The organism is Streptomyces sp. NPDC034085, from assembly GCF_055575555.1.
In genome coordinates, this window is sequence record NZ_JBVISL010000002.1 from 461,181 (window position 1) to 482,226 (window position 21,046).

Sequence of the window (21,046 nt, forward strand, 5' to 3'; positions counted from 1 at the left end):
CCCATGACCAAACGCCACCGCGTAGCCGCAGCTACAGCCGTCGTCGGCCTCGTCATCGCCGGCGCCCATCTCGTCGGCGCGACGAGCGCCCACGCCGATGACCCCAAGCCCTCCGTACCCCCCGGCACGGAGCCCTCCGCCGCCGCGCCCGTGCAGGTCGATCCCAACGCCCCCGGCCTCAAGATCCCCCAGGGCGGCACCCTCGCACCCATCAAGGTGCTCGACATCGCCGAGGTCGTCGAAGACCTCGGTGGTGAGCAGCGGCGTCAGGAGACCAACCAGAACGTCATGATGGCCCTGCAGTCCGAGGTCCTCTTCCCCGAGAACAGCGCCGTCTTCAACGCCCAGGCCGCCTCCCGCATCCAGGCCATCGCCCAGGAGATCAACACCCAGAAGGCCACCCGCATCCGCGTCTTCGGTTTCACCGACGACCAGGGCAGCTACGAGCACGGCAAGGAGCTTTCCAAGCAGCGTGCCGACGCCGTCCAGGCCGAGCTGGCCAAGACCGTCACCAGCCCCGGTGTCACCTACGACGTCCGCGGCTACAGCGAGGACTACCCGATCGCCGACAACGGCACCGAAGAGGGCCGCAAGAAGAACCGCCGCGTGGAGATCACCTTCCCCCGCGGCGCGTCCGGCTAGCGGCCGGGTCGCCGGGCGTGGCGTGCACGACCGGCGGCCCGGCTCCCGTGGGCTAGTGCCCGGCCCCTTCCGGCCCCGGGACCTCCATGGTGGCGACCCCCCGGCGGCACCGCCAGGAGAACACCTCCGGCTGCCGCACGCGCGCCGTGACCCCGGGCTCCGCTCCGCGGACGTTCAGGTGGTGGCCCGTACTGAACACGAACCGCAGAAGACCTGACCGGAAGGCGACCGCCGACAGGACGGTGGCCCCGACGAGCCGGTCCGACTCCTCGACGGGAAGCGCCGCCGCCCCGGGGGCCGAGCACGGCCCGTCGGTCAGCAGCACCGGCCCGGAGACGGCGAGTACCGTGCCGTCGGCGAGCGTCACCACCAGCTCCGGTCCGTCCTGCGCACGGCCGACGGCCACGACGCGGCTGCCCCTCAGTCCGAGGATCCAGCGGTCGTCAAGCTCTTGGATCACTCTCTGCCCCGCAGGTACTCGAAGATGTTCCCGATGCTCTCACCGGGACTGCCGTCGGGCATCTGGGGGTAGACCTCGCCGGTCCTGGGGTCGACGAGCATGTCGGGGTTCTTGTTCCCGCCGATGCCGCGCCACCCTCCCTGGGCCTTGACCTTGTGGATCGCGTCCTTGACCTGCTTCACGGAGTACCCGGTCGCCTGGGCGATGGCACCCGGCCTGCTGCACAGTCCGTTGGCATTGTGGACCAGGACGGGCGTGGCGCCGGCGAGGACGTAGTAGGTGTGGAGGTCGTTGACCGTGAGGTTGTAGGCGCCCTGGAGTTCCTTCCAGTGGACGACCTGGTCGATCTCGACAGTCGTGCCGTCCGGCGTGCGGAGGGTGTCGCCCGAGTTGAGATCGGCCGCGTCCGTCCACTGCTTGCGGCTCTCCGACCAGAACGGGTGGTGGTCGGTGGCCGTGAGGGAGCCCCGGGCGGCGTCCTGGCGGACGGTGATGCCGGTGAAGTCACGGTCGTCGGGGGTGTGGATCGTGGCGTCGACCCGGCGCGGGCCGGTGGTGCCCGTTTCGGGGTCGGTGGCGAGGACCGTGTCGCCGACCTCGATCTGCTCGATGGGCCGGGTGGTCCCGTCACCCGTCAGCACCGGCGTACCGGCCGGGAAGCTGTTGAAGCACCCGGCGACCTTCTCGCCCTTGCGGGCGGCGCGGATGGCCTCGGCGGTCAACTTGCCGCCGGTCCTGACCCAGCGCAGCACGACGAGGGCGCCCAGCGCGCGGTCCGTGACGCTCAGTTCCTCGTTGGTGGCCAGGTCCTTGCCCCGGATGGCCTCGACGACGCCCTTGGCGTCGCCGACGCCGGGGAGCATGTCGAGCAGGAGGCTCATCTTGCGGTCCTGGGCGGCCTGCACCTCGGCCGGCACCATGTTCGCGCCGATCGCCTCGTTGACGTGGGAGAAGTCGAACTTGAAGTCCGGTACCGAGAGGATGCCGTCGGCGACCTTGTTGAACCCGGTCACGGCCGTGTTCACCTGGCCCAGGCCCTCGTTCATCTGGGCCACGCCCTTGTTGAGCTGGTCCATGCCCCGGTTGGCCTGGTCGAGGCCCTTGTTGATTCCGTCGATGCTGTCGTTGACGTCGACCATGACGGCGTTCATCTCGTCGAGGGCCTCGTTCATCTGGTCGAGGCCCGCGATGATCTTGTCGATGTCCTTGCCGATGCCCTTGAGCTCGTCGAGCGCGTCGAAGATGCTCGGACCGTCGGGCGCCGGCTCGACCGGCTTCCGCTCCGGGAAGTAGTCCCCCAGGTAGACGGAGAGGAGGGTCGTGAACTCGGCGGACGGCTCACCGATCGCGTCGGCGAGCTCCGAGGCCTTGAACAGCTGGCCGCGGAACTTCTCCAGGTGGGGCCGGGCCGCCTTGTACGTCTTGGCGAGCTGCTTGTAGATCTCCCTGCGCCGCGCGGGGTCCGTCTCGTGCCCGGCCTGCGTCAGGAGCGGCTGGAGCTGGCCGGCGAGCGTGCCCAGCTCCTTGTTCACCTCGGTGAAGGCCGCCCCTCCGTCCTTCATCGCCGGTTGCGAGACGTAGAGGTAGGCGCCCACGGCAAGGCTGAGCTTGAGGGACTTGAGGGCGAAGTCCTTGGCGCACTGCGGCCGCTGGAGCAGCGGCAGCGACCGGCAGTTCGCGTACTTCGAGACCTTGGCGGCCATCTCCAGGAGCGTGGGCTCGCGCTCGGGCGGCTCGGCGGCCGCTGCCGTACCGGCCCCCGCCCCGACCGTCAGGCACAGGACGGTGAGGAGTACGACGATTTTCTGTCTGACCTGCTGAAACATGCGTTCCTTACGACGCGGCCCGCAGGGCCGCGTTTCCCCGTGGCGGCTAAGGCCGCCGGTGTTGCTCGCGCGTGGTGCGCGTGGTCGGGGCCCACCGTAGGGCGTTACCCCAGGTCATGATCATTTGCAGCAATCCCCTTACCCTGGGCGGATGGTGAGCGACACGGATCGACGGCGGAGCGCGGTGGACCTGCCGTATCTGTGTGCCGTCCTGTGCGCGGCGCTCGCCGCCGTCGTGGGCTGGACCGACCTGATCCTGGTCGTCCCCGGGTGGGTGCTGCCGCACTGGGTGGTCGCCGGGTTCCTGCTGCTGCCGGCCGCCGCCGCGGTCCGGGTGTTGTTCCGGCGACGCCCCGCGCCCGACCGCGCGGGATGGCAGTGGGCGGTGCTCGCGCTGTCCGCCCTGGCGGCCCTCGCCGGCACCGCGTTCGGCGGGCTCGGGGATCTGTGGGCGGAGTACCGGGTGCTGGAGCCGGCGGGACCGGACGGCTGCCGGGCCGTGGTGCGCGAGACCGCGTTCCTCATGGGGGGCAGCGGCGACCTGTACGCGGCCAAGGGCATGGGCCTGGCGTTCAGGAGCAGCTCGTGGATGACCGACGACGGCATCCGCCCCGTCGCGGCAGGCCAGTACGAGCTGAGGTGGGGCCCGGACGACGGCGCCCTGACCCTGCACGGCCGCGAGGGGGACCCCGTACAGCCCGCCCTGCACGAGGTCGACTGCCGCTGACGCGACCGGCCCGGCCGGGGCCGGCGGGCGGCGGAACGGCGGCCGGCGTCAGAGCCGGAACAGCACGCCGCGCCAGGTCCAGCCCGCGCCGAGGACCGCCTTGCGCAGGGGGTCCTTCAGGTCGGCCGTGTCGAGGACCCGGTCGGGTGACAGGCGGGGGCGCCCGCCGGGGCCCCGTTCGACCGTCCACCGCTTCGAGACCGTGCGGGTCTGCCCGCGCCTGAACTCGGTCGAGGCCGGCACGGCCAGGGTCGGAGTGTCACCGACCCACTCGATCTCCAGCTGCTCGTCGAGCGCCCGCACCTCGTACTCCTCGGCGACCAGACGCATGCGGATCTTCAGGGTCCGTTGCACCCGGGTCGGGAGGAAGAAGGCCCGCCAGGCCGGCTCCAGCACCCGCCACTCCGCCACCAGGTCCGCCTTCTCCGCCGGGCGGGCGGTGCGTACGACGTACGGCTTGTCCGCGCCCCCCACGGAGCGGAGGGCCTCCCGGACCTCCGGCGAGGACAGCGGTTCGGCGCCGGGGTCCGGATGCCGGGTGCCCGTCAACCTGTCCCAGAGGCCCACCGTCAGGACACCGGGCGCGTGTCGGGGCGCACCGTGCGGAGGAACTCCTGGAAGTCCCCCAGTACGCCGTCGTGCTGTGCGGCGGTGGCGGTCAGGACGAGGCGGATCACCGCACGCTTGTGGGGATCGGCGATGTCCTGGATGGTCATGTAGACCTGGAGCTGGACCAGCTCGCGCAGGGCGCCGCCGGTGAAGGCCGTCACGTCCAGCCGCTGGGTGAGGCCCGGTGCCTGCGGCGAGCCGATCTCGCGGCGACCGGCCAGCCGCACCGCCTCGGCGCCGGATTCCACCCGCGCCACCGAGGCGTCGGCCAGTTCCTCCAGCGTCACCCCGTCGGCCAGGAACTCACCGTCGACCGTGATGTTCGCCGTGAACCCGGCGTCCGGCGCGTCCGGTTGCGGACGCAGCGCCACGAACGCCACGTCCGGGGCGCCGACCTCGTCCGGCGGGGCCGCCTGCCACCCCTGCGGGAGCCGGAACTCGATCGGGACGGGCAGTGTCGCGGGCATCTCGGGCCCTCCTTGCTCGGCAACCTCGGAAACGTACATCAGTCGAGCCAGCCGCCGACCGTGTTCTTGACGCCCCCGGTGAAGTCACCGACCGCGTCGGCCGCGTCGTCGAAGGCCTCGCCCACCTTGTCCGTGTCGACCGTGAACTCCGCGCCCACCGATCCGCCGATACCGAGGGCGAGCCCCACCTCGCCGCCGACGTGCCACTTGCCGTCGTCGCCCTTGCCGAAGGTCGCCTTGGCCTCGGCGCCCGCGCCGTACCAGGCTTCGGCGGTCCCGCCGGCGCCGAGCCCGGCGAGCTCGGCACCGCCGGCCGCGCCGACCTTCTCCCCGGCGAACGCCTTCGCCCCGGCGTTGAACCCGTCCTTGCCCACGCCCAGGCTGGCCGAGGCCTCACCGCCGACGAAGACCTCGCCTCGCCCGTACACCTCGCCGTAGCCCTTCTGGGCGCGGCCCTCCAGCAAGCCGCGCAGGCCCGCCGACACCTCGGCCTTGCCCGTGATGCCGCTGTTGGTGGCACCGTAGTTCGCACTGGCCCGGGCCCCCAGGGACCAGTCGTCGATCCCGGACCAGTTCACCCCGCCCTTGGTGGACTCGCCCTTCGCGGTGAAGTGGAAGAGTTCGGCGTACGCCTTGACCGAGCCCTCCTTGCCGTACTTCGTGCCGCTGACGCTGAAGCCGGCGTCGGGGCCGGTGAACTCGGCGCCGTCCGGCTTCGTCGTCACCGCGGACTCGTCCGGCTTCGGCGCCTTGGCCAGCTCGCCCCGGGCCCCCGCGTTGAATCCCGTCAGCGTCTGGTCCGCGCCCTTGCCGAAGGCGTCCTTGTTGCTGTCGACGACCGCGCCCTGGAGGGCGTTCTTGACGCCCTGGTCGAGTTCGGTGACGGCCTTCACCCGGTCGTCGAGGTGCTGCTGCCACTTCGTGACGGCCTCGGCGATCGTCTTCTGGCCGTCGGGGTCGTGGTGGTAGGCGCTCCGCTCGGCGGGGGTGAGGCGGGCGTGGTCGAACGCGACGCGGCCCTGCTCGGAGACGGTCATGCCGGCGGCGACCGCGTCGGCCCGCGCGCTTTCGAGCTTCTTCTTGAGGTCGGTGAACTTCTCGTGTGCCTCGCGCAGCAGGCCGGCTATCGCCTTGGCCTGGATCTGCGCGGCTGTGTACTCGTAGCGGGTCGCCGCGAAGGCGGTGTGGGCGGTTCCGGCGCTGAGGCCCTGCCAGTCCTGGCCCGTGGTGATCTTCTGGACGGTGTCGCCGTAGCGGGTCTCGACCTTCTTCAGCTCGCCCGCCATGGCCTCCCACTTGCCCGCGGCCGTGGTCAGCAGGCCGAGGTCCGTGGTCATGACCTCGTAGTAGTTCAGTGCCACGGCTCCCCCTACAGGCCGTTCAGCTTCGAACGCGAGGCGAGGAACTGGTCACCGGTGCCGACGTCGTTGCGCACGAAGAGGCCGGAGGCCCCGCGCAGGGAGGTCTTCTCCGCCGACAGACGGCCCATCAGGGTCTTGACCTGCTGGTCCCAGGTGTCCGCCACCGTCTTCAGGCCGGCGGCCGTCTCCCAGCCCTCGAAGCCCTTCCGGGCGGTGCCGGTGGCCTCGTCCGCGTGCTCCGCGGCCTTCTTGGTGTTCGGTTCCAGCTCGGTCTCGATGGTGTTGGCCGCCGCCTTCTTCTCGGCCGGTGTCGAGGCGAAGTCGCCGGAGCCGCCGAGGCCGCCGGGCCCGGATGACGGTTCCGGCGGTACGTGGTTGAGCCGCATGCCGACCAGGCCCTGGGCGGTGTCCTCTGCCATGTCCTGAACTCCCCCGTCGGAAGGGTCTGATCATATGCACGGCAACTTCCGCCCGGCCAAGAGCCGTTACCGGGTCATGACAATCTGCCCGGTGTCCGCGCGTAGGTTGGGACGTCGTGCGCACAGCGCGCCCGGACGCCGGAGCGGAGGTCTGACGATGGGGCGGCTCTGGGACAGGGTGACCGGCACCAGGTATCCCGCCGGGGTCGGCAGGACCTTGCACACCATGGAGCTCCGGGAAGCGCTGCTGGCCCTCAACGGACCGGATGCGCCGTTCCGCGTGCGCCACGCCCTCCCGAAGGAGAAGGCCGACCTGGTGGCGGAGCGCCGGATCACCGAGCCCGACCTGACCGTCGCGATCCGGCTGCGGCTGGTCCCCGCGAGCCGCGAGGTACACACGCTCCAGGAGCAGTGGGGCGAGCTCTCGCACGAGCACTCCGGCCGGCAGTACGCACGGGGCGGCGGGGCCAGGGTCTCCCGGACGTGGGAGTTCCAGAAGGGGCCCGACGGTCGTCGGCGCCTGGTCGAGACGTCCCGCTACGACTCGCGGGACATGAGGGATCCCCTGCGGGACGCGGTCCTCGGCGCGGGATGGACCTGGCGCGGAGTGCTCTTCCGGTGGTGACCGGCCCCCGGGCCTGAGCCGGCGTCCGTACGGCTCCCGACGCCTCGGCCCCGCCCCGGGGCCTCGCGCCCCCGCCTCAGCCCCCCGCCGGCTCCAGCAGGCGCAGTGCCGCCTCGCGGGCCCGCAGGGCCGGTTCCGGGCCCGGGTCCAGGGCGGCCACCACCGTGGCGCCCTCGACCAGGATCAGCAGCTGGTCCGCGAGGGCGGGGGAGTCGGTCAGGCCACCCAGCAGGGACCGCAGCCCGGCCTTGTGGCGCCGTACGACGTCCAGTACGGCGGCGGGGCCCGCGCCGAGCTCCCCGTACGCGTTGAGGAAGGCGCAGCCGCGGAAGTCCGGCTCCGAGAACCACCGCGCCAGCCAGTCGAAGACGGCCGCCACCGGCTCCGCGGACCCGGCCACCGCCTCCCGCAGGCCGCCGGTCCAGCGGGCGTCGCGCCGCTCCAGGCAGGCGGCGACCAGGGCCTCCTTCGACGGGAAGACCCGGTAGAGCCGCTTCAGCGGTACGCCCGACCGCTCGCGCACGCGGTCCATGCCGACGGCCTGGATGCCCTCGGCGTAGAACAGCGCCTCCGCCGCGTCGAGCAGCCGGGTCCGTGCCTCGTCATCGTCCATGGGGTGAAGGGTAGTTCAGAACGCCTTGCGGCGAGAACGCTCGTTCTCTACGGTGGGGAACGATCGTTCTCCCAGCCGTGACGCGAGAGGAACCACCCATGCTCACCCCCCCGTTCACCGAGGAGACCGCCCGCGCCAAGGTGCAGGCCGCCGAGGACGCCTGGAACACCCGCGACCCCGAACGGGTCGCCCTCGCCTACGCGCAGGACTCCGTCTGGCGCAACCGCGACCGCTTCCTGACCGGCCGCGCCGAGATCCGCGCCTTCCTCGCCGAGAAGTGGGAGCGCGAGCTCGACTACCGCCTGCGCAAGGAGCTGTGGGCGTACACCGGCAACCGCATCTCCGTCCGCTTCACGTACGAGTGGCACGACGCGGCCGGCCAGTGGTGGCGCAGCCACGGCAACGAGCAGTGGGAGTTCGACGACGACGGCCTGATGCGCCGCCGCGAGGCCAGCATCAACGACGTCCCCATCGCGGAGTCCGAACGGCGTCTGCGCGACTGAGGCGCCGTGTCTGTTCTGTGCCCTCCTGACCGGTTTCGGTAGCGTGGCGTGGCGTACGCGTCGGGCGGCGCGGTCAGGAGGTGCAGGCCGGTGCCGGGGTCCAAGCGCAGAGCACGGGCGGTACGGGGAGCCCAGGCCCTTGACGAACGCCTGCCACTGGCGGAGCTCACCCGCGGGACGCTGCGCAAGGCGTTCCCCGACCACTGGTCGTTCCTGCTGGGCGAGCTGGCCCTGTACAGCTTCGTCGTCCTGCTGCTGACCGGGGTGTACCTGGCCCTCTTCTTCGACCCGTCGATGCGGGAAACCCCTTACCGGGGCTCCTACGAGCCGCTGCGCGGCGTCCTCATGTCGCAGGCCTACCTCTCCACCCTGCGCATCAGCTTCGACGTGCGCGGCGGCCTGCTGATCCGCCAGATCCACCACTGGGCGGCGATCGTCTTCCTCGCCTCCATCGGCGCGCACATGCTGCGCGTGTTCCTCACCGGCGCCTTCCGCCGCCCGCGCGAGGTGAACTGGCTGATCGGCGTGACCCTGTTCATGCTGGCGATGCTGGAGGGCTTCGCCGGCTACTCGCTCCCCGACGACCTGCTGTCCGGCACCGGTCTGCGCATCGCCCAGGGCGTCCTGCTGTCCGTACCGGTGGCCGGCACCTACCTCGGCTTCCTCGTCTTCGGCGGCGAGTTCCCCGGCACGGACATCGTCTCCCGCCTCTACCCCGTGCACATCCTGCTGGTTCCCGGCCTCCTGCTGGGGCTGGTCACCGTGCACCTGCTGCTCGTCGTCCACCTCAAGCACACCCACTGGGCGGGCCCCGGCAGGACCGCCCGCAACGCCGTCGGCCAGCCCTTCTTCCCCCACTACCTGGCCAAGTCGGGCGGCCTGTTCCTCGCCGTCTTCGGAGTCCTGGCCGCGCTCGCCGCCGTCGCCCAGGTCAACCCCATCTGGGTCTACGGCCCCTACCGCACGGACCTGGTGTCCGACGGCTCCCAGCCCGACTGGTACATCGGCTTCCTGGAGGGCGCCCTGCGCCTGATGCCCGGCGTGGAGACCCGGCTGTGGGGGCACACCATCGCCTGGAACCCGCTGGTGACGGCCGTCCTCATGCCCGGCCTGCTCTTCGCGGTGCTCTACGCCTACCCCTTCTTCGAGCGCTGGATCACCGGCGCGGACGGCGAGCGCCACCTGTGCGACCGCCCCCGCGACCGGCCCGTCCGTACGGCCTTCGGGGCGGCGGGCGTCTCCTGGTACGCGGTCCTGCTGCTGGCCGGGGCCCAGGACGTCCTCGCCTTCGTCTTCGCCCTGCCGCTGCCCGAGCTGACCTGGACGCTGCGCGTCGCGCTCTTCGCGGTGCCGGTGGCGGTCTTCTGGCTCACCAGGCGGCTGTGCCTGGCCCTCCAGGCGCACGAACGGGCCCTGCTGACGGAGGGCGGGGAGACCGGCCTCGCGGTCCAGGGCGTCGAAGGCGGCTTCCACCCGCAGCACGCGCCCCTCCCGCCCGACGAGCGCTACGCCCTGCTCGCCCGGGACCTTCCCCGGCCGTTGGAATACGAGGACGACCCCGCCCGCTCCCGCCCGCGCCGGGCCCTGCACCGGACCCGGGCGGCGATCAGCGCCTGGTACTACCGCGACCGCGTCCCGTACCCCGTGACCCCCGAGCAGCGCCGGAAGATCGCCGCCACCCTCGCCGGACCGGACCGGCCCGCGCCCCCCGCGGACCGGCCCTGACCTACTCGGCGTGGCCGAGGTTCTGGAAGGCGAAGCCGAGGACCCCGGGCAGCAGGACACCGAAGCCGATCAGGCACAGCCACAGCCCCTCCACCACGCCCAGGCCGACGAGCGCCGTCCCGGCGGCGGTGAGGACGGGGTAGAAGCTGCGGGCCGGGAAGAAGCCCCGGCGCCCGCCCGCCTCCCGCACCTCGGCCTCCGCACGGTCCTCCGCCCGCTCCCCGCCCCGCCGGTACTGCCGCCACAGGAACGCGGCGACCAGCCCCGACATCACGAAGGACACGCAGAGCGCGGCACTGCCCGCCGGCTCGTCGGACAGCGAGCCGTAGACGACGGTGGTGACGCCGAAGAACAGGGCGGTACCGGTGAAGAGCCAGGCCTCACCTTTCAACGGGAACCTCCGGGTGGTGCAGGTCGAAGGCCGGGGACTCCGAGCGGATCCGGGGCAGGGCGTGGAAGTTGTGCCGCGGCGGCGGGCAGCTGGTCGCCCACTCCAGGGAGCGGCCCCAGCCCCACGGGTCGTCGACGGTGACCCGCCTGCCGTGGTGGCGGGTGAACCACACGTTGAAGAGGAAGGGCAGCGTGGACAGCCCCAGCAGGAAGGAGCCGGCCGTCGAGACCGTGTTGAGGAGGGTGAACCCGTCGGCCGCGAGGTAGTCGGCGTACCGGCGCGGCATCCCCGCCTCGCCCAGCCAGTGCTGGACGAGGAAGGTGATCTGGAAGCCGGTGAACAGGGTCCAGAAGTGGATCTTCCCGAGCCGTTCGTCCAGCATCCGCCCGGTCAGCTTGGGCCACCAGAAGTAGAGGCCGCCGAAGGTGGCGAAGACGATCGTGCCGAAGAGGACGTAGTGGAGGTGGGCGACGACGAAGTAGCTGTCGGTCAGGTGGAAGTCCAGCGGCGGCGAGGCGACCAGCACCCCGGTCAGACCGCCCAGCAGGAAGGTGACGAGGAACCCGGTCGACCACAGCATCGGCGTCTCGAAGGAGAGCGAGCCCTTCCACATCGTCCCGATCCAGTTGAAGAACTTCACCCCCGTCGGCACGGCGATCAGGAACGACAGCAGCGAGAAGAAGGGCAGCAGCACCGCGCCCGTCGCGAACATGTGGTGCGCCCAGACCGTCGCCGACAGCCCGGTGATGGCGATCGTCGCCCCGATGAGGGCGGCGTAGCCGAACATGGGCTTGCGGCTGAACACCGGCAGGATCTCGCTCACCACGCCGAAGAACGGCAGGGCCACGATGTAGACCTCCGGATGCCCGAAGAACCAGAACAGGTGCTGCCACAGCAGGGCGCCCCCGTTCGCCGGGTCGAAGACGTGCGCGCCGAACATGCGGTCCGCCTCCAGGCACAGCAGGGCGGCGGTGAGCACCGGGAAGGCCAGCAGCGCCAGGACCGAGGTGAACAGCACGTTCCAGGTGAAGATCGGCATCCGGAAGAGCGTCATGCCCGGGGCGCGCAGGCAGATGATCGTGGTGATGAAGTTGACCGAGCCCAGGATCGTGCTCAGCCCCGCCACGGCCAGCCCCATCGCCCACAGGTCGGGTCCCGTACCGGGGGAGAACACCGCACTGTTCAGCGGGGCGTACGCGAACCACCCGAAGGACGCCGCCCCGTCGGCGGTGAGGAAGCCGGAGACGACCATCAGGCCGCCGAAGAGGTAGACCCAGTAGGTGAAGGCGTTCAGGCGGGGGAAGGCCACGTCGGGCGCGCCGATCTGCAACGGCATCACGGCGTTGGCGAAGCCGGTGAAGGCCGGCGTCGCGAACAGCAGCATCATGATGGTGGCGTGGATGGTGAACGCCTCGTTGTACTGCTGGTTCGAGAGGATCTGGAGCCCGGGGCGGGCCAGTTCGGCCCGCATGAGCAGGGCGAGCGCGCCGGCGAAGAGGAAGAAGGAGAAGGCCGTCACCAGGTAGAGGTTGCCGATGACCTTGTGGTCGGTGGTCGTCAGCCACCGCAGCACCGCCGAGCCCTGGCGCACCCGCCGCTCGGTCCGGGCCGCGTGGTCCACCGCTGTCATGGGGCCTCCAGGGAGCCTCGCCGCCGAGCGTGCACCCCATGCCCTACCGCCTGCTCACCCCGCCGCCGCCATGCCGCGCCGCGTCCTCCCCCGTACGGGGGAAACTGACACACTGTGTGCATGACACACGAAGACGAGCGCGACGCCCGCCCGGACTCCGCGAACCAGGACGTCGCGATGGGCCTGTCGGCCGGGATGTCCGCCGGACTCGTGCTGGGGCTCCTGGTGTTCGACAACATCGGCCTCGGCCTGGCCCTGGGCACCTCGCTCGGCCTCGGCGTCCCCGCGCTCCTCCGGGCCCGCCGTGCCTCCTCGAAGGCCTCCACGCCCCCGGCGGACGGCGCCTGACCCGTACGCCGCCGGCGTCGGCCGGCGGGTTACGCCTCGCCGTGGTGGGCCCGGGTGATCAGGTCCGTCGCGACCTCCAGGGCCGCCAGCCGGGTCTCCTCGGGGTCGCCCTCCACGTGCTGGAGGAACATCATCCCCGCGTGCAGCGTGAACAGGGCGCTCACGCACCGCACCTGGTCCGTCAGCGGCCCCTCCTGCGTGCGCAGCAGTTCCACCAGGGTGAACAGCCGCCGCTTGACGGTCTCCCCGATGCTCAGCTCCCGCATCGTGGCCTGGTTCTCCTGCATGAAGCGGTACAGCGGCGCGCCCGCCGCCATCGCCTCGCTGTAGCGCCGGAGCACCTCCCGCTTGGTCTCCAACGTCCTCGGCTGCTCCTGCGCCCACTCGATCAGCTCGTCGATCGGCCGCGTCAGGTCCTCGAAGACGCTGATGATGATGTCTTCCTTGGTCTTGAAGTGGTAGTACAGCGCCGCCTTCGTGACGTCGAGGCGCTCCGCGATCTCCCGCAGCGAGGTCTTCTCGTACCCCTGCTCGGCGAAGAGCTCCAGCGCGACGTCCTGGATGCGCTGGCGCGTGTTCCCGCGCCTGGCCTGCGGAGCGCTGCTCGCGCCGCCGTCGCTGGAGCTGCTGGACATGATTCTCCCCAAAGGAACTTACTTGACGCCCGGCTAGTAGCGGGTCTACCTTCCCCAGTGTAGTGAACTAGCCGGGCGACAAGTAAGTCCCGGCCGGCTCGGAAGAACGGCAGATGAGCGGCGCGGAGCGCCGGCGCCAGGGGAGTGGACGGACATGAGCGAGACAGTGAAGCAGGCCGAGGCCGCGGAGGGGGTGAAGCCGCGCAGCGTCCGCGTCGTCCTGATGGCCCTCATGATCGCCATGCTGCTGGCCATGCTGGACAACATGATCATCGGCACCGCGATGCCGACCATCGTCGGCGAGCTGGGCGGCCTCGAGCACCTCTCCTGGGTGGTCACCGCGTACACCCTGGCCACCGCCGCCTCCACCCCCATCTGGGGCAAGATCGGCGACATGTACGGCCGGAAGGGCTCCTTCCTCACCTCGATCATCATCTTCCTCGTCGGCTCCGCGCTCAGCGGCATGGCCCAGGACATGGGCCAGCTGATCGGCTTCCGCGCCGTCCAGGGCCTGGGCGCCGGCGGTCTGATGGTCGGCGTCATGGCGATCATCGGTGACCTGATCCCGCCGCGCGAGCGCGGGAAGTACCAGGGCATGATGGCCGGCGTGATGGCCCTCGCCATGATCGGCGGCCCGCTGGTCGGCGGCACCATCACCGACCACATGGGCTGGCGCTGGTCCTTCTACATCAACCTCCCGCTCGGCGCCGTCGCCCTCGCGATGGTCACCGCCGTGCTGCACCTGCCGAAGAAGACGGGACAGGGCGAACGGCCGAGGATCGACTACCTCGGCGCGGCCCTGCTGACCGTCGCCATCACCTCGACCGTCCTCGTGACGACCTGGGGCGGCACCGAGTACGCCTGGGGCTCCGCCGAGGTCATCGGCCTGATCGTCGTCGGCGTCCTGTCCATCGCCGCCTTCCTCTACGCCGAGACCAAGGCCGCCGAGCCGGTCATGCCGCTGCACATCTTCCGCAGCCGCAACTTCACCCTCATGTCGGTGATCGGCTTCCTCGTCGGCTTCGCCATGTTCGGCGGCGTGCTCTACCTCCCGCTCTTCCAGCAGTCGGTGCAGGGCGCCTCCGCAACCAACTCGGGCCTGCTGCTCCTGCCGATGCTGCTGTCGATGATGGCCGTCTCGCTCGTCGCGGGCCGGATCACCACCAGCAGCGGCAAGTACAAGGTGTTCCCGATCGCCGGCGGCGCGCTGATGGTCGTCGGACTGTTCCTGCTCGCCACGATGGACACCGGCACCACCCGCCTGGTCTCCGGCCTCTACATGGCCGTCCTCGGCGCCGGTCTCGGGTTCCTCATGCAGATCACCATGCTGGTCGCGCAGAACAGCGTCGACATGAAGGACATGGGCGTCGCCTCCTCCTCGGCGACCCTCTTCCGCACCCTGGGCGGCTCCTTCGGCGTGGCCCTCATGGGCTCCCTGTTCACCTCGCAGGTCACCGACACCATGACCGAGCGGCTCGGCCCGCAGGCCGCCCAGGCCGCCGGCTCGGCCCAGCTGGACGCGGCGAGCCTGGCCAAGCTGCCCGAGGCCGTCCGTGACGCCTACCAGCACGCGGTGGCCGCCGGTACGCACTCGGCGTTCCTGCTGGGCGCGGCGATCGCCGTGGTGGGCTTCGCGCTCGCCTGGTTCGTCAAGGAGGTCCCGCTGCGCGGCGCGGGTCCGGCCCCGGCCGGCGAGTCCGCCAAGACGGCGCAGGCCCCGCAGGACTCCTTCGCGCACTGACCGGCCGGCCGGCCGCAGGGCGGGTGCGGCCCGGGTTCCCCCCGGGCCGCACCCGCCTTCTGCATGCCCGCCAACCCCTGTGACATGTGAGGTTATTGAGGATCAAAGACCCTATTACCAGGAAGTTGTCGGGCAATTCAGGGGAACCCCGCCAGGTGTCAAGGCGTCATGACCCACAAGACCCTTGCACGGCCGGACGGGGAGTGGAACATGACGCGCACGCAGCAGCACGGCCTCCGGGCCCGGATAGCCGTCGGCGCCTCGGCCGCCGCCGTGGCAGCCACCATCTGGGGCGTGACGGCCCTGGTCACCCCCGGCGACGCCCCCGCCCCCCGGCCCGGACACGCCGCCGGCCGGACCGGTACGGACGGCCCCCGGGGCGGGAGCGGACCGAGCGCGGGCCGCCCCGGCGCCGGTCCGCAGGCGCAGCCGGCCGCGCTGCCCGACAGCATCGCCCACGCCTCCGAGGCCGGCGGCAACGCCGTCAACATCACCATCGACGACGGCCCCGACCCCCGCTGGACCCCGCAGGTCCTCGCCGTGCTCGCCCGGCACGACGTGAAGGCCGTCTTCTGCATGATCGGCCCGCAGGCCAAGGCCCACCCGGACCTGGTCAAGAAGGTGGTCGCGGCCGGCCACCGGCTCTGCGACCACACCATGGCCCACGACACGGCCATGGACAAGAAGCCCGTCGCCTACCAGGAGGCGCAGATCCTCGACGCGAAGAAGCTGATCGAGGAAGCGGCCGGCGGCGGCGCGAAGGTCGAGTACTACCGGGCCCCGGGCGGCGCCTTCACCCCCGACAGCAGGCGCGTCGCCGCCGCCCACGGCATGCGCCCGCTCGGCTGGAACGTCGACACCAAGGACTTCCACAAGCCCGGGACCGCCGCCATCACCGACGCCGTCAAGCGGGAGCTCGGCAACGGCCCCACCGTGCTCTTCCACGACGGCGGCGGCGACCGCCGGCAGACCGTCGCCGCGCTCGACCAGGTGCTGTCCTGGCTGGAGGAGCAGGGCCGGCCGACCGGATTCCCGGTACGCACCGCCCCCGACCCCTCCTGACACGCCGCCGGGCGGCGAACGGGTGAGGGTCGGCCCGCCGGCCCCGCCGGGGGTGTTCCCTGGTCGCGCGCACCACACCGCGCGCAGCACCGTACGCACGACCAGGAGGCCCCGTGATCAAGCCGGCCCAGCTCACCGATCCCGCCGTCCGCGCCTTCGTCACCGCCGTCAACGCCGGCGACCAGCACGCCTTCGCGGCCGTGCTGGCCCCCGGCGCGACCATGTCCGACGACGGCTCCGACCGCGACCTCCAGGAGTGGGCGGAGCGGGAGATCTTCGCCTCCCGGGGCCACATGGACGTCGAGTCCGAGTCCGACGGCGGCCGGGCCCTCGTCGCGAACTACCGCAACGACACCTGGGGCGAGATGCGGACCGCCTGGCGGTTCACCGTCTCCGACGGCCACATCAGCCGCTTCGAAACCGGCCAGGCCTGAGCGGGACCCGCGGCTACAGCCCCCGCGCCACCTTCAGCACCGCCGCCGTCAGGCGCCCGTTCTCCGGGGCCAGCCCGCCCGGGAAGCCGAAACGGCGGCGGGTGTACCCGTACGCGATCCCCGTGACCGGGTCGGCGAAGCCCTGGGCGCCCGCCGCGCCGCAGTGCCCGAACGCCTCCGGGCCCACCGCCGCCTGGGTCTCGAAGCCCAGCCCGAAGTGGTCCGCCTCGGAGGTCACCCGGTCCACGCCCGGCGTGTGCAGCCGGGCGACGTCGGCCACGGTCGCCGGCTCCAGCAGCGCGGGCCGGCCGTCCAGCCCGCCGACGGCCGCCGCGTACAGGGCGGCCACCCCGCGCGCCGAGCCCGTGCCGCCCGCCGAAGCCGGGCCGAGGGCGCGCGTCGTGGGGTGGTTGGCGTACGCGACCGGGTCCATCGGCGGCTCGCGGTGCCCGTTGAAGGCGGTCTTCATCATCTCGGGCAGCGGCCCGCGCGCCGCGAGCAGCTCCTGCTGCGCGGGCGTCGGCAGCATCTCCAGGATCGGCTTCCAGCGGTCGAGCAGCCCCTCCGGCAGCCCCATGTACAGGTCGAGCCCGTACGGCGCCCGCACCCGCTCCTCGTAGAGCTCCTGGAGGGAGCGGCCCGTGGCCCGCCGTACCACCTCGCCCGTCAGCGCGCCGATCACGAAGGCGTGGTAGCCGTACGCCGTACCGGGCTCCCAGAACGGCTTCTGCCCGGCGAGCCGGGCCGCGACGACCGCGTCGTCCGCGATCTCCTCGTACGAGAAGCCCTCGTCGCTGTTGATCAGCCCCGAGCGGTGCGACACCAGCTGCCGTACCGTCAGTCGCTCCTTGCCGTGCCCGGTGAACTCCGGCCAGTACGCCGAGACCGGGCGCTCCAGGTCCAGGGCGCCTTCCTGCGCCAGCAGCGCCACGACCAGGTGGGCGGCGCCCTTGGTGATCGAGAAGACCGGGCTCAGGGTGCCCCCGTCGGTGTCCTCGCCGCCCCACAGGTCCACCACGGTCCGGCCGTGGTGGCGTACCGCCAGCTGGGCCTCCGGCGGGTTCGGTTCGAGGGACACGAACGCCTCGAACTCGTCCCGGACCGTCTCCCAGCCCGGCGCGACCGTACCGTCCACCGTCACACCCATGACATCCCCCGTAGCCCCGCGTAGATCGTTTTCTCGTCCGGGCCCAGACAACCACCGCGCCCCCGGACGTGTTCCGTTCCGCAGCGGAATCTGTCACCTGCGCGTCCGCCGGCCGCTCCCGTACGGGTGAACGCGCGCGCGGCGTCGTTCCGGCCCGCCGCGGGAGCCCGTTGGGCCGGTCATGAAGCGCACTCGCACCGCTGCCCTCGCCCTCGCCGCGGCCGCCGCGGCCGTCACCCCCGCCCTCGGCCAGGCGTCCGCCGCCGCTGCACCGGGCACGGGGTACCTCCAGGACCCGGCCGGGGGCGAGAAGGAGATGAAGTCCCAGTGGACCAAGGACCAGAAGCACAAGCTGGAAGGCCAGGTCCGCTTCCACCCGGGGATCCAGTACGAGACGGTTGCCCGCCCCGCCCGTCCGGGTGACCCGAGGGACGAGCGCCGGGTCGCCGACCCGAGCACGCTCGCCTGGATGCCCTCGTACGAGTTCGCCTGGGCGGTGTCCGACGTCCTCGTCAACAAGGGCCTGACCACCAAGAACGGCAAGCACCCGATCGTCGTGCGCGCCGTGCTGCGCGACGCGAGGGGGGCCGAGGCGGCGGAGGTGGAGCAGAAGCTGACCGGGCAGCCGGCGACGGGGCGTCAGAAGGTCGCGGGCTCCAAGCGGATCGCCTGTGACACCGGCGAGTACACGGTGGAGTGGTCGGTCACCCGCACCCACTACGGGACGGTGACGGGGAAGCTGCGCTGGGACTCCAGCTGCGAGCGGTACCGCACGGCGTTCTCCACGGAGAACGGCGGGGCCTGAGGGCCCGGCGGCGCGGAGGAGCGGCGGGGAAGGCCTGTCGCCCCGCGCACCTTGTGGGCGCTCGGCGGGCGACGGGGCCGCGGCCTTGGATCAAGTGCCGTCGGCGGTTCTGCCGTACGGGATGGGGTGCGGCAGGGGGGCGGAGGTCCGGAAGCCGGCGGTCCTCAGCTCTTCTTCTTGGAGGCGGCGCTCGCCTTCGAGGAGATGTCCTCCAGGACGGCCTTCGGGTTGCCGCCCGGCTCGACGGCCCGCCCGATGTTGCGCTTGATGGTGTCGCTGACGGTCACCCAGGCCGGGTCGTTGACCGGGTAGAGCTGGGCGCCGCGCAGGGCGGTCAGGAACTGCTCGTCGTTCTTGTCGAGGCCGCCGCCCGCGGGGGTGCGGGAGGCCGTGACCGTCGAGGGCAGCAGGTGGTAGCGGCCCGCGAAGTCCGACAGGTTCTTGTCCTGGTAGAGGAAGTCCAGGAACCTGCCGATCTCCGCGCGCTTGCCGTTCTGCTTGAAGGCCATCATCCAGTCGGCCACGCCCACGGTCGGCGGGGTCTCGCCGGTGCCGAGGAAGTCCGAGACCGGCATGGACACCGCGCCGACCGTGATGCCCTTGGCGCGTGCCTCGTGGGACAGGGACGGGTAGCCGTTGAGCATGCCGACCTCCCCGCGCAGGAACGCGGCGAAGGCGTCGGCGCGGTTCAGCTGCGAGGGCGAGGTCGGGCCGGTCAGTCCGGGGCCCACCATCTCCGTCTTGAGCCAGTTGAAGGCCTGGATGTTCTGGTCCGAGGCGAGGCTGTAGTTGCCGCTGCTGTCGGCGTAGCCGCCGCCGTTGCTCAGCTCCCAGATCATCGCCTCCGCGTGCGCCTCCTCGGGGCCCAGCGGCAGGGCGTAGGGGAACTTCACGCCCTTGGTCTGGAGCGCCTTGGCGGCCGTCTTCAGGTCCGCCCAGGTCTTGGGCTGCCAGGTGCCCGAGCCGTCCTTGGGGAGGATGCCCGCGTCCGCGAACAGCTTGGTGTTGTAGAAGAGCAGGCGGCTGCTCGCCACGAAGGGCAGGCCGTAGAGGGTGTTCCCGACCGAGCCGGCCTCGGCGAGGGGCTGGAGGAAGTTCGCCTCGGCGGTGATCGAGAGGAGTTCTTCCGCGGAATACAGCTTGCCCTGCGCGGCGAAGTCCGAGTAGGAGCCCATCAGGGCCATGTCGGGCGCCTTGCCGGCGCTGACCATACGGGAGACCTCGCGGTCGATGTCGGCCCACGGGAGGAGCTTCACCTCGACCTTGAGGCCGGGGTTGGCCTTGGTGAAATCGGCCGTCACCTTGTCCCAGAAAGCCTTGGAACTGTTGGCGGAGGTGTTGCCGTATTCCGCGGCGATCAGCCGCAGGGTGTCGCCGTCGCCGCCGTCCCCCGAGGAGCCTCCGCAGCCGGACAGCGGTATCAGTAGACCGAACACGGCTGCGGTGGCGGCCGCACCGAACATTCTTCTTCGCACGGGTGGATACCCCTGATTTTCTTTTGAGTCCCGTTGTTACTTATGAGTTGCTCCGGGCTGGGGTGTCCCGCCGTGGCCCGTCTGGCCGGAATTCTCTCCCGAGAGCGGTGGGATTGATTCCGCGGGGTCGGAACGTGTGGCGAATGCTCCAACCATGGGTTTTCCGCATTGTGCTTTCCGATATGAGCGCCAGGAATGGGACGCGCGTAGACATGCCGAAAAGCCCGTTTCCGGATGGAAAACGGGCTCGAAGCCTTTCGGGGGCGGGAGGCTAGTCGGCGAACTCGCCGGCGTACGGGTCGGGCTCGCCCGTCTCGGGGTTGCGGCCCTCCTGCCAGCGGCGCTGGGCCTTGCGCCAGTGCACGAAGCTGAGGTGCCCGCCGTCCCAGAAGGTGATGCTCACGGGGCTGACGTCGAACTCGTCCGAGCACAGCCGCAGCAGGAATTCGGCCATGCCGTACGGGTGGACGGCGAAGGCGTCGGCGGTGTGCCGGCCGATGACCAGCACCGGCCAGCGGTCCGGGTCGGGGTCGGTGGTGAGCCAGCACAGGATGTCGGACCCGCCGGTGACCCCCCAGGCGATGACCGACTCCGGGTCCACGTCGAAGGCGTCCCGGCCGCCGGCGGCCTCCCGGAGGATCTGCCGGGCGTTGGCGGTCTCCTCGGCCATCTCGGCCGGGTCCCACTGGAGACCCGGCTTGGGCAGCGGCAGCAGGATGCTGGCCTCGCCGTTGATGGAGCCGGCGCCGAAACGCCCCATGAACGCCACGAAGTCGGACGGGAAACGGGTCCCCCAGACGGCCTCGGCCGCCTGCCAGTCGATGTCCTCGTCGGCGCCGTGCGTCGCCGGCATGATCTGCTCCAGCGCCTTGATCCGCGCGTTCTCCGTCATGCCGCTCCCCTGAGACCCCAGCTCAACCGCCCCAACCTACCGCCCGGACGGCGCGTCACCCAGTCCGAGTCGAGACGGCCACCAGGGTCCCGACACCGAGACCCCAGCCGGCCATCGCACCGGCCGCGGCCTCCAGGACGTGCCGGGCGCGGAGGCGGGGGAGGCCGAGGCGGCCGGGCGGCATCGTGGTCAGCGCGATCACGCGCATGCGGCGGTCGAGGTAGGCCACGTCGATCGGGAACCGCATCCGGAAGGTGTGCACGCTCGCGGCCGGGGTCAGCAGCAGCGCCCCCTCGACGCCGTCGCGGCCGAGCAGGCCGCGGGTCCGGGCCCGGTAGGAGGCGGCGATCTCCAGCGGGATCGCCGACGTGCCGAAGCGGAGGGTGCCGGGGCCGTCCTGCCAGTGCGCCATGCGGCCACCCTAGGTGTCCCCGGCCCGTCCCCGGCCGTCCCCGGCCGTCCCCGGCCCGTCCCCGGCGCGGAAGGGGTCCACGGGCCCATCCCCGCGG

General features: G+C 71.6%; 24 protein-coding genes. 10 read left to right on the forward strand and 14 right to left on the reverse strand.

Annotated elements, in window-relative coordinates:
- The first annotated feature begins 3 nt into the window (after nt 1-3).
- Entirely contained in the window at nt 4-642 is a 639-nt protein-coding gene (locus ACZ501_RS07375; protein ID WP_468793216.1) for an OmpA family protein, read from the forward strand.
- A gap of 52 nt (nt 643-694) precedes the next feature.
- Here ACZ501_RS07375 and ACZ501_RS07380 read toward each other — a convergent pair whose 3' ends face one another.
- Nucleotides 695-1,102: a DUF6188 family protein gene (locus tag ACZ501_RS07380; RefSeq protein WP_468793218.1), complete on the reverse strand. Its 408-nt coding sequence runs from the start codon at nt 1,100-1,102 to the stop codon at nt 695-697.
- Nucleotides 1,099-2,928 carry a polymorphic toxin-type HINT domain-containing protein gene (locus ACZ501_RS07385; RefSeq protein ID WP_468793219.1) on the reverse strand — a complete coding sequence of 610 codons (1,830 nt, stop codon included), beginning with the start codon at nt 2,926-2,928 and terminating at the stop codon, nt 1,099-1,101. Before ACZ501_RS07385 ends, ACZ501_RS07380 begins: the two co-directional genes overlap by 4 nt.
- Before the next feature lie 151 nt (nt 2,929-3,079).
- Here ACZ501_RS07385 and ACZ501_RS07390 point away from each other — a divergent pair, with 151 nt between their 5' ends.
- The gene (locus tag ACZ501_RS07390; RefSeq protein ID WP_468793221.1) at nt 3,080-3,655 is read left to right on the forward strand and encodes a hypothetical protein; all 576 of its coding nucleotides are present in this window, start codon (nt 3,080-3,082) and stop codon (nt 3,653-3,655) included.
- Between the two features lie 48 nt (nt 3,656-3,703).
- Here ACZ501_RS07390 and ACZ501_RS07395 read toward each other — a convergent pair whose 3' ends face one another.
- The 4 genes from ACZ501_RS07395 to ACZ501_RS07410 are packed head-to-tail and all read right to left on the reverse strand — an operon-like array spanning nt 3,704 to nt 6,511.
- On the reverse strand, nt 3,704-4,222 hold the full coding sequence (locus ACZ501_RS07395) for a hypothetical protein (RefSeq protein ID WP_468793223.1): 519 nt from the start codon (nt 4,220-4,222) through the stop codon (nt 3,704-3,706).
- Nucleotides 4,223-4,224: 2 nt separating this feature from the next.
- Nucleotides 4,225-4,731, reverse strand: a complete 507-nt coding sequence (locus tag ACZ501_RS07400; protein WP_468793225.1) for a hypothetical protein — start codon at nt 4,729-4,731, stop codon at nt 4,225-4,227.
- 38 nt (nt 4,732-4,769) lie between these two features.
- Nucleotides 4,770-6,092, reverse strand: a complete 1,323-nt coding sequence (locus tag ACZ501_RS07405; protein WP_468793227.1) for a hypothetical protein — start codon at nt 6,090-6,092, stop codon at nt 4,770-4,772.
- A gap of 8 nt (nt 6,093-6,100) precedes the next feature.
- Nucleotides 6,101-6,511, reverse strand: a complete 411-nt coding sequence (locus tag ACZ501_RS07410; protein WP_468793228.1) for a hypothetical protein — start codon at nt 6,509-6,511, stop codon at nt 6,101-6,103.
- A 226-nt stretch (nt 6,512-6,737) separates the two neighbouring features.
- On the opposite strand from ACZ501_RS07410, the gene ACZ501_RS07415 reads away from it, so the two are divergent.
- Nucleotides 6,738-7,136, forward strand: coding sequence for a hypothetical protein (locus ACZ501_RS07415; RefSeq protein ID WP_361598081.1), 399 nt, complete (start codon nt 6,738-6,740; stop codon nt 7,134-7,136).
- 76 nt (nt 7,137-7,212) lie between these two features.
- Here ACZ501_RS07415 and ACZ501_RS07420 read toward each other — a convergent pair whose 3' ends face one another.
- Nucleotides 7,213-7,749, reverse strand: coding sequence for a TetR/AcrR family transcriptional regulator (locus ACZ501_RS07420; RefSeq protein ID WP_361598084.1), 537 nt, complete (start codon nt 7,747-7,749; stop codon nt 7,213-7,215).
- 98 nt (nt 7,750-7,847) lie between these two features.
- Between ACZ501_RS07420 and ACZ501_RS07425 the strand changes: the two genes are divergently transcribed.
- Entirely contained in the window at nt 7,848-8,252 is a 405-nt protein-coding gene (locus tag ACZ501_RS07425; protein WP_362455393.1) for a nuclear transport factor 2 family protein, read from the forward strand.
- Between the two features lie 90 nt (nt 8,253-8,342).
- Nucleotides 8,343-9,977 (forward strand): cytochrome bc1 complex cytochrome b subunit, encoded by a 1,635-nt coding sequence (gene qcrB, locus ACZ501_RS07430; protein WP_468793230.1) that lies wholly within the window; start codon nt 8,343-8,345, stop codon nt 9,975-9,977.
- 1 nt (nt 9,978) lies between these two features.
- Here qcrB and ctaF read toward each other — a convergent pair whose 3' ends face one another.
- Complete coding sequence (gene ctaF / locus ACZ501_RS07435) at nt 9,979-10,368, reverse strand: aa3-type cytochrome oxidase subunit IV (RefSeq protein ID WP_468793232.1); 390 nt, start codon at nt 10,366-10,368, stop codon at nt 9,979-9,981.
- Nucleotides 10,358-11,998 carry an aa3-type cytochrome oxidase subunit I gene (gene ctaD, locus ACZ501_RS07440; RefSeq protein WP_468793234.1) on the reverse strand — a complete coding sequence of 547 codons (1,641 nt, stop codon included), beginning with the start codon at nt 11,996-11,998 and terminating at the stop codon, nt 10,358-10,360. Before ctaD ends, ctaF begins: the two co-directional genes overlap by 11 nt.
- A gap of 120 nt (nt 11,999-12,118) precedes the next feature.
- On the opposite strand from ctaD, the gene ACZ501_RS07445 reads away from it, so the two are divergent.
- Nucleotides 12,119-12,346, forward strand: a complete 228-nt coding sequence (locus ACZ501_RS07445; RefSeq protein WP_361598099.1) for a hypothetical protein — start codon at nt 12,119-12,121, stop codon at nt 12,344-12,346.
- Between the two features lie 29 nt (nt 12,347-12,375).
- On the opposite strand, the gene ACZ501_RS07450 is transcribed toward ACZ501_RS07445, so the two are convergent.
- Nucleotides 12,376-12,981, reverse strand: a complete 606-nt coding sequence (locus tag ACZ501_RS07450; RefSeq protein ID WP_361598102.1) for a TetR/AcrR family transcriptional regulator — start codon at nt 12,979-12,981, stop codon at nt 12,376-12,378.
- A 154-nt stretch (nt 12,982-13,135) separates the two neighbouring features.
- Here ACZ501_RS07450 and ACZ501_RS07455 point away from each other — a divergent pair, with 154 nt between their 5' ends.
- From ACZ501_RS07455 to ACZ501_RS07465, 3 genes are all read left to right on the forward strand, one after another.
- On the forward strand, nt 13,136-14,722 hold the full coding sequence (locus ACZ501_RS07455; protein WP_361598105.1) for an MDR family MFS transporter: 1,587 nt from the start codon (nt 13,136-13,138) through the stop codon (nt 14,720-14,722).
- Nucleotides 14,723-14,932: 210 nt separating this feature from the next.
- On the forward strand, nt 14,933-15,784 hold the full coding sequence (locus ACZ501_RS07460; protein ID WP_468793825.1) for a polysaccharide deacetylase family protein: 852 nt from the start codon (nt 14,933-14,935) through the stop codon (nt 15,782-15,784).
- A gap of 113 nt (nt 15,785-15,897) precedes the next feature.
- The gene (locus ACZ501_RS07465) at nt 15,898-16,218 is read left to right on the forward strand and encodes a nuclear transport factor 2 family protein (RefSeq protein WP_361598108.1); all 321 of its coding nucleotides are present in this window, start codon (nt 15,898-15,900) and stop codon (nt 16,216-16,218) included.
- Nucleotides 16,219-16,231: 13 nt separating this feature from the next.
- Here ACZ501_RS07465 and ACZ501_RS07470 read toward each other — a convergent pair whose 3' ends face one another.
- Entirely contained in the window at nt 16,232-17,365 is a 1,134-nt protein-coding gene (locus ACZ501_RS07470; RefSeq protein WP_361598111.1) for a serine hydrolase domain-containing protein, read from the reverse strand.
- Between the two features lie 181 nt (nt 17,366-17,546).
- On the opposite strand from ACZ501_RS07470, the gene ACZ501_RS07475 reads away from it, so the two are divergent.
- On the forward strand, nt 17,547-18,170 hold the full coding sequence (locus tag ACZ501_RS07475; RefSeq protein WP_361598114.1) for a hypothetical protein: 624 nt from the start codon (nt 17,547-17,549) through the stop codon (nt 18,168-18,170).
- A gap of 164 nt (nt 18,171-18,334) precedes the next feature.
- On the opposite strand, the gene ACZ501_RS07480 is transcribed toward ACZ501_RS07475, so the two are convergent.
- The 3 genes from ACZ501_RS07480 to ACZ501_RS07490 all read right to left on the reverse strand — a co-directional run bounded on the left by ACZ501_RS07480 (nt 18,335) and on the right by ACZ501_RS07490 (nt 20,949).
- On the reverse strand, nt 18,335-19,633 hold the full coding sequence (locus ACZ501_RS07480; RefSeq protein ID WP_361598117.1) for an extracellular solute-binding protein: 1,299 nt from the start codon (nt 19,631-19,633) through the stop codon (nt 18,335-18,337).
- A 283-nt stretch (nt 19,634-19,916) separates the two neighbouring features.
- Nucleotides 19,917-20,537, reverse strand: coding sequence for an SMI1/KNR4 family protein (locus ACZ501_RS07485; protein ID WP_361598120.1), 621 nt, complete (start codon nt 20,535-20,537; stop codon nt 19,917-19,919).
- A gap of 55 nt (nt 20,538-20,592) precedes the next feature.
- Complete coding sequence (locus ACZ501_RS07490) at nt 20,593-20,949, reverse strand: DUF192 domain-containing protein (RefSeq protein WP_361598123.1); 357 nt, start codon at nt 20,947-20,949, stop codon at nt 20,593-20,595.
- Nucleotides 20,950-21,046 lie beyond the last annotated feature (97 nt).

What these genes read in the sequence shown, in the direction of transcription:
- ACZ501_RS07485 (WP_361598120.1), bottom strand. Translation starts at nt 20,537, where the DNA reads ATGACGGAGAACGCGCGGATCAAGGCGCTGGAGCAGATCATGCCGGCG.
- ACZ501_RS07475 (WP_361598114.1), top strand. Translation starts at nt 17,547, where the DNA reads ATGAAGCGCACTCGCACCGCTGCCCTCGCCCTCGCCGCGGCCGCCGCG.
- ACZ501_RS07445 (WP_361598099.1), top strand. Translation starts at nt 12,119, where the DNA reads ATGACACACGAAGACGAGCGCGACGCCCGCCCGGACTCCGCGAACCAG.
- ACZ501_RS07375 (WP_468793216.1), top strand. Translation starts at nt 4, where the DNA reads ATGACCAAACGCCACCGCGTAGCCGCAGCTACAGCCGTCGTCGGCCTC.
- ACZ501_RS07415 (WP_361598081.1), top strand. Translation starts at nt 6,738, where the DNA reads ATGGAGCTCCGGGAAGCGCTGCTGGCCCTCAACGGACCGGATGCGCCG.
- ACZ501_RS07400 (WP_468793225.1), bottom strand. Translation starts at nt 4,731, where the DNA reads ATGCCCGCGACACTGCCCGTCCCGATCGAGTTCCGGCTCCCGCAGGGG.
- ACZ501_RS07480 (WP_361598117.1), bottom strand. Translation starts at nt 19,633, where the DNA reads ATGTTCGGTGCGGCCGCCACCGCAGCCGTGTTCGGTCTACTGATACCG.
- ACZ501_RS07420 (WP_361598084.1), bottom strand. Translation starts at nt 7,749, where the DNA reads ATGGACGATGACGAGGCACGGACCCGGCTGCTCGACGCGGCGGAGGCG.
- ACZ501_RS07410 (WP_468793228.1), bottom strand. Translation starts at nt 6,511, where the DNA reads ATGGCAGAGGACACCGCCCAGGGCCTGGTCGGCATGCGGCTCAACCAC.
- ACZ501_RS07390 (WP_468793221.1), top strand. Translation starts at nt 3,080, where the DNA reads ATGGTGAGCGACACGGATCGACGGCGGAGCGCGGTGGACCTGCCGTAT.
- ctaD (WP_468793234.1), bottom strand. Translation starts at nt 11,998, where the DNA reads ATGACAGCGGTGGACCACGCGGCCCGGACCGAGCGGCGGGTGCGCCAG.
- ACZ501_RS07470 (WP_361598111.1), bottom strand. Translation starts at nt 17,365, where the DNA reads ATGGGTGTGACGGTGGACGGTACGGTCGCGCCGGGCTGGGAGACGGTC.
- ACZ501_RS07425 (WP_362455393.1), top strand. Translation starts at nt 7,848, where the DNA reads ATGCTCACCCCCCCGTTCACCGAGGAGACCGCCCGCGCCAAGGTGCAG.
- ACZ501_RS07385 (WP_468793219.1), bottom strand. Translation starts at nt 2,928, where the DNA reads ATGTTTCAGCAGGTCAGACAGAAAATCGTCGTACTCCTCACCGTCCTG.
- ACZ501_RS07490 (WP_361598123.1), bottom strand. Translation starts at nt 20,949, where the DNA reads ATGGCGCACTGGCAGGACGGCCCCGGCACCCTCCGCTTCGGCACGTCG.
- ACZ501_RS07455 (WP_361598105.1), top strand. Translation starts at nt 13,136, where the DNA reads ATGAGCGAGACAGTGAAGCAGGCCGAGGCCGCGGAGGGGGTGAAGCCG.
- ACZ501_RS07450 (WP_361598102.1), bottom strand. Translation starts at nt 12,981, where the DNA reads ATGTCCAGCAGCTCCAGCGACGGCGGCGCGAGCAGCGCTCCGCAGGCC.
- ACZ501_RS07460 (WP_468793825.1), top strand. Translation starts at nt 14,933, where the DNA reads ATGACGCGCACGCAGCAGCACGGCCTCCGGGCCCGGATAGCCGTCGGC.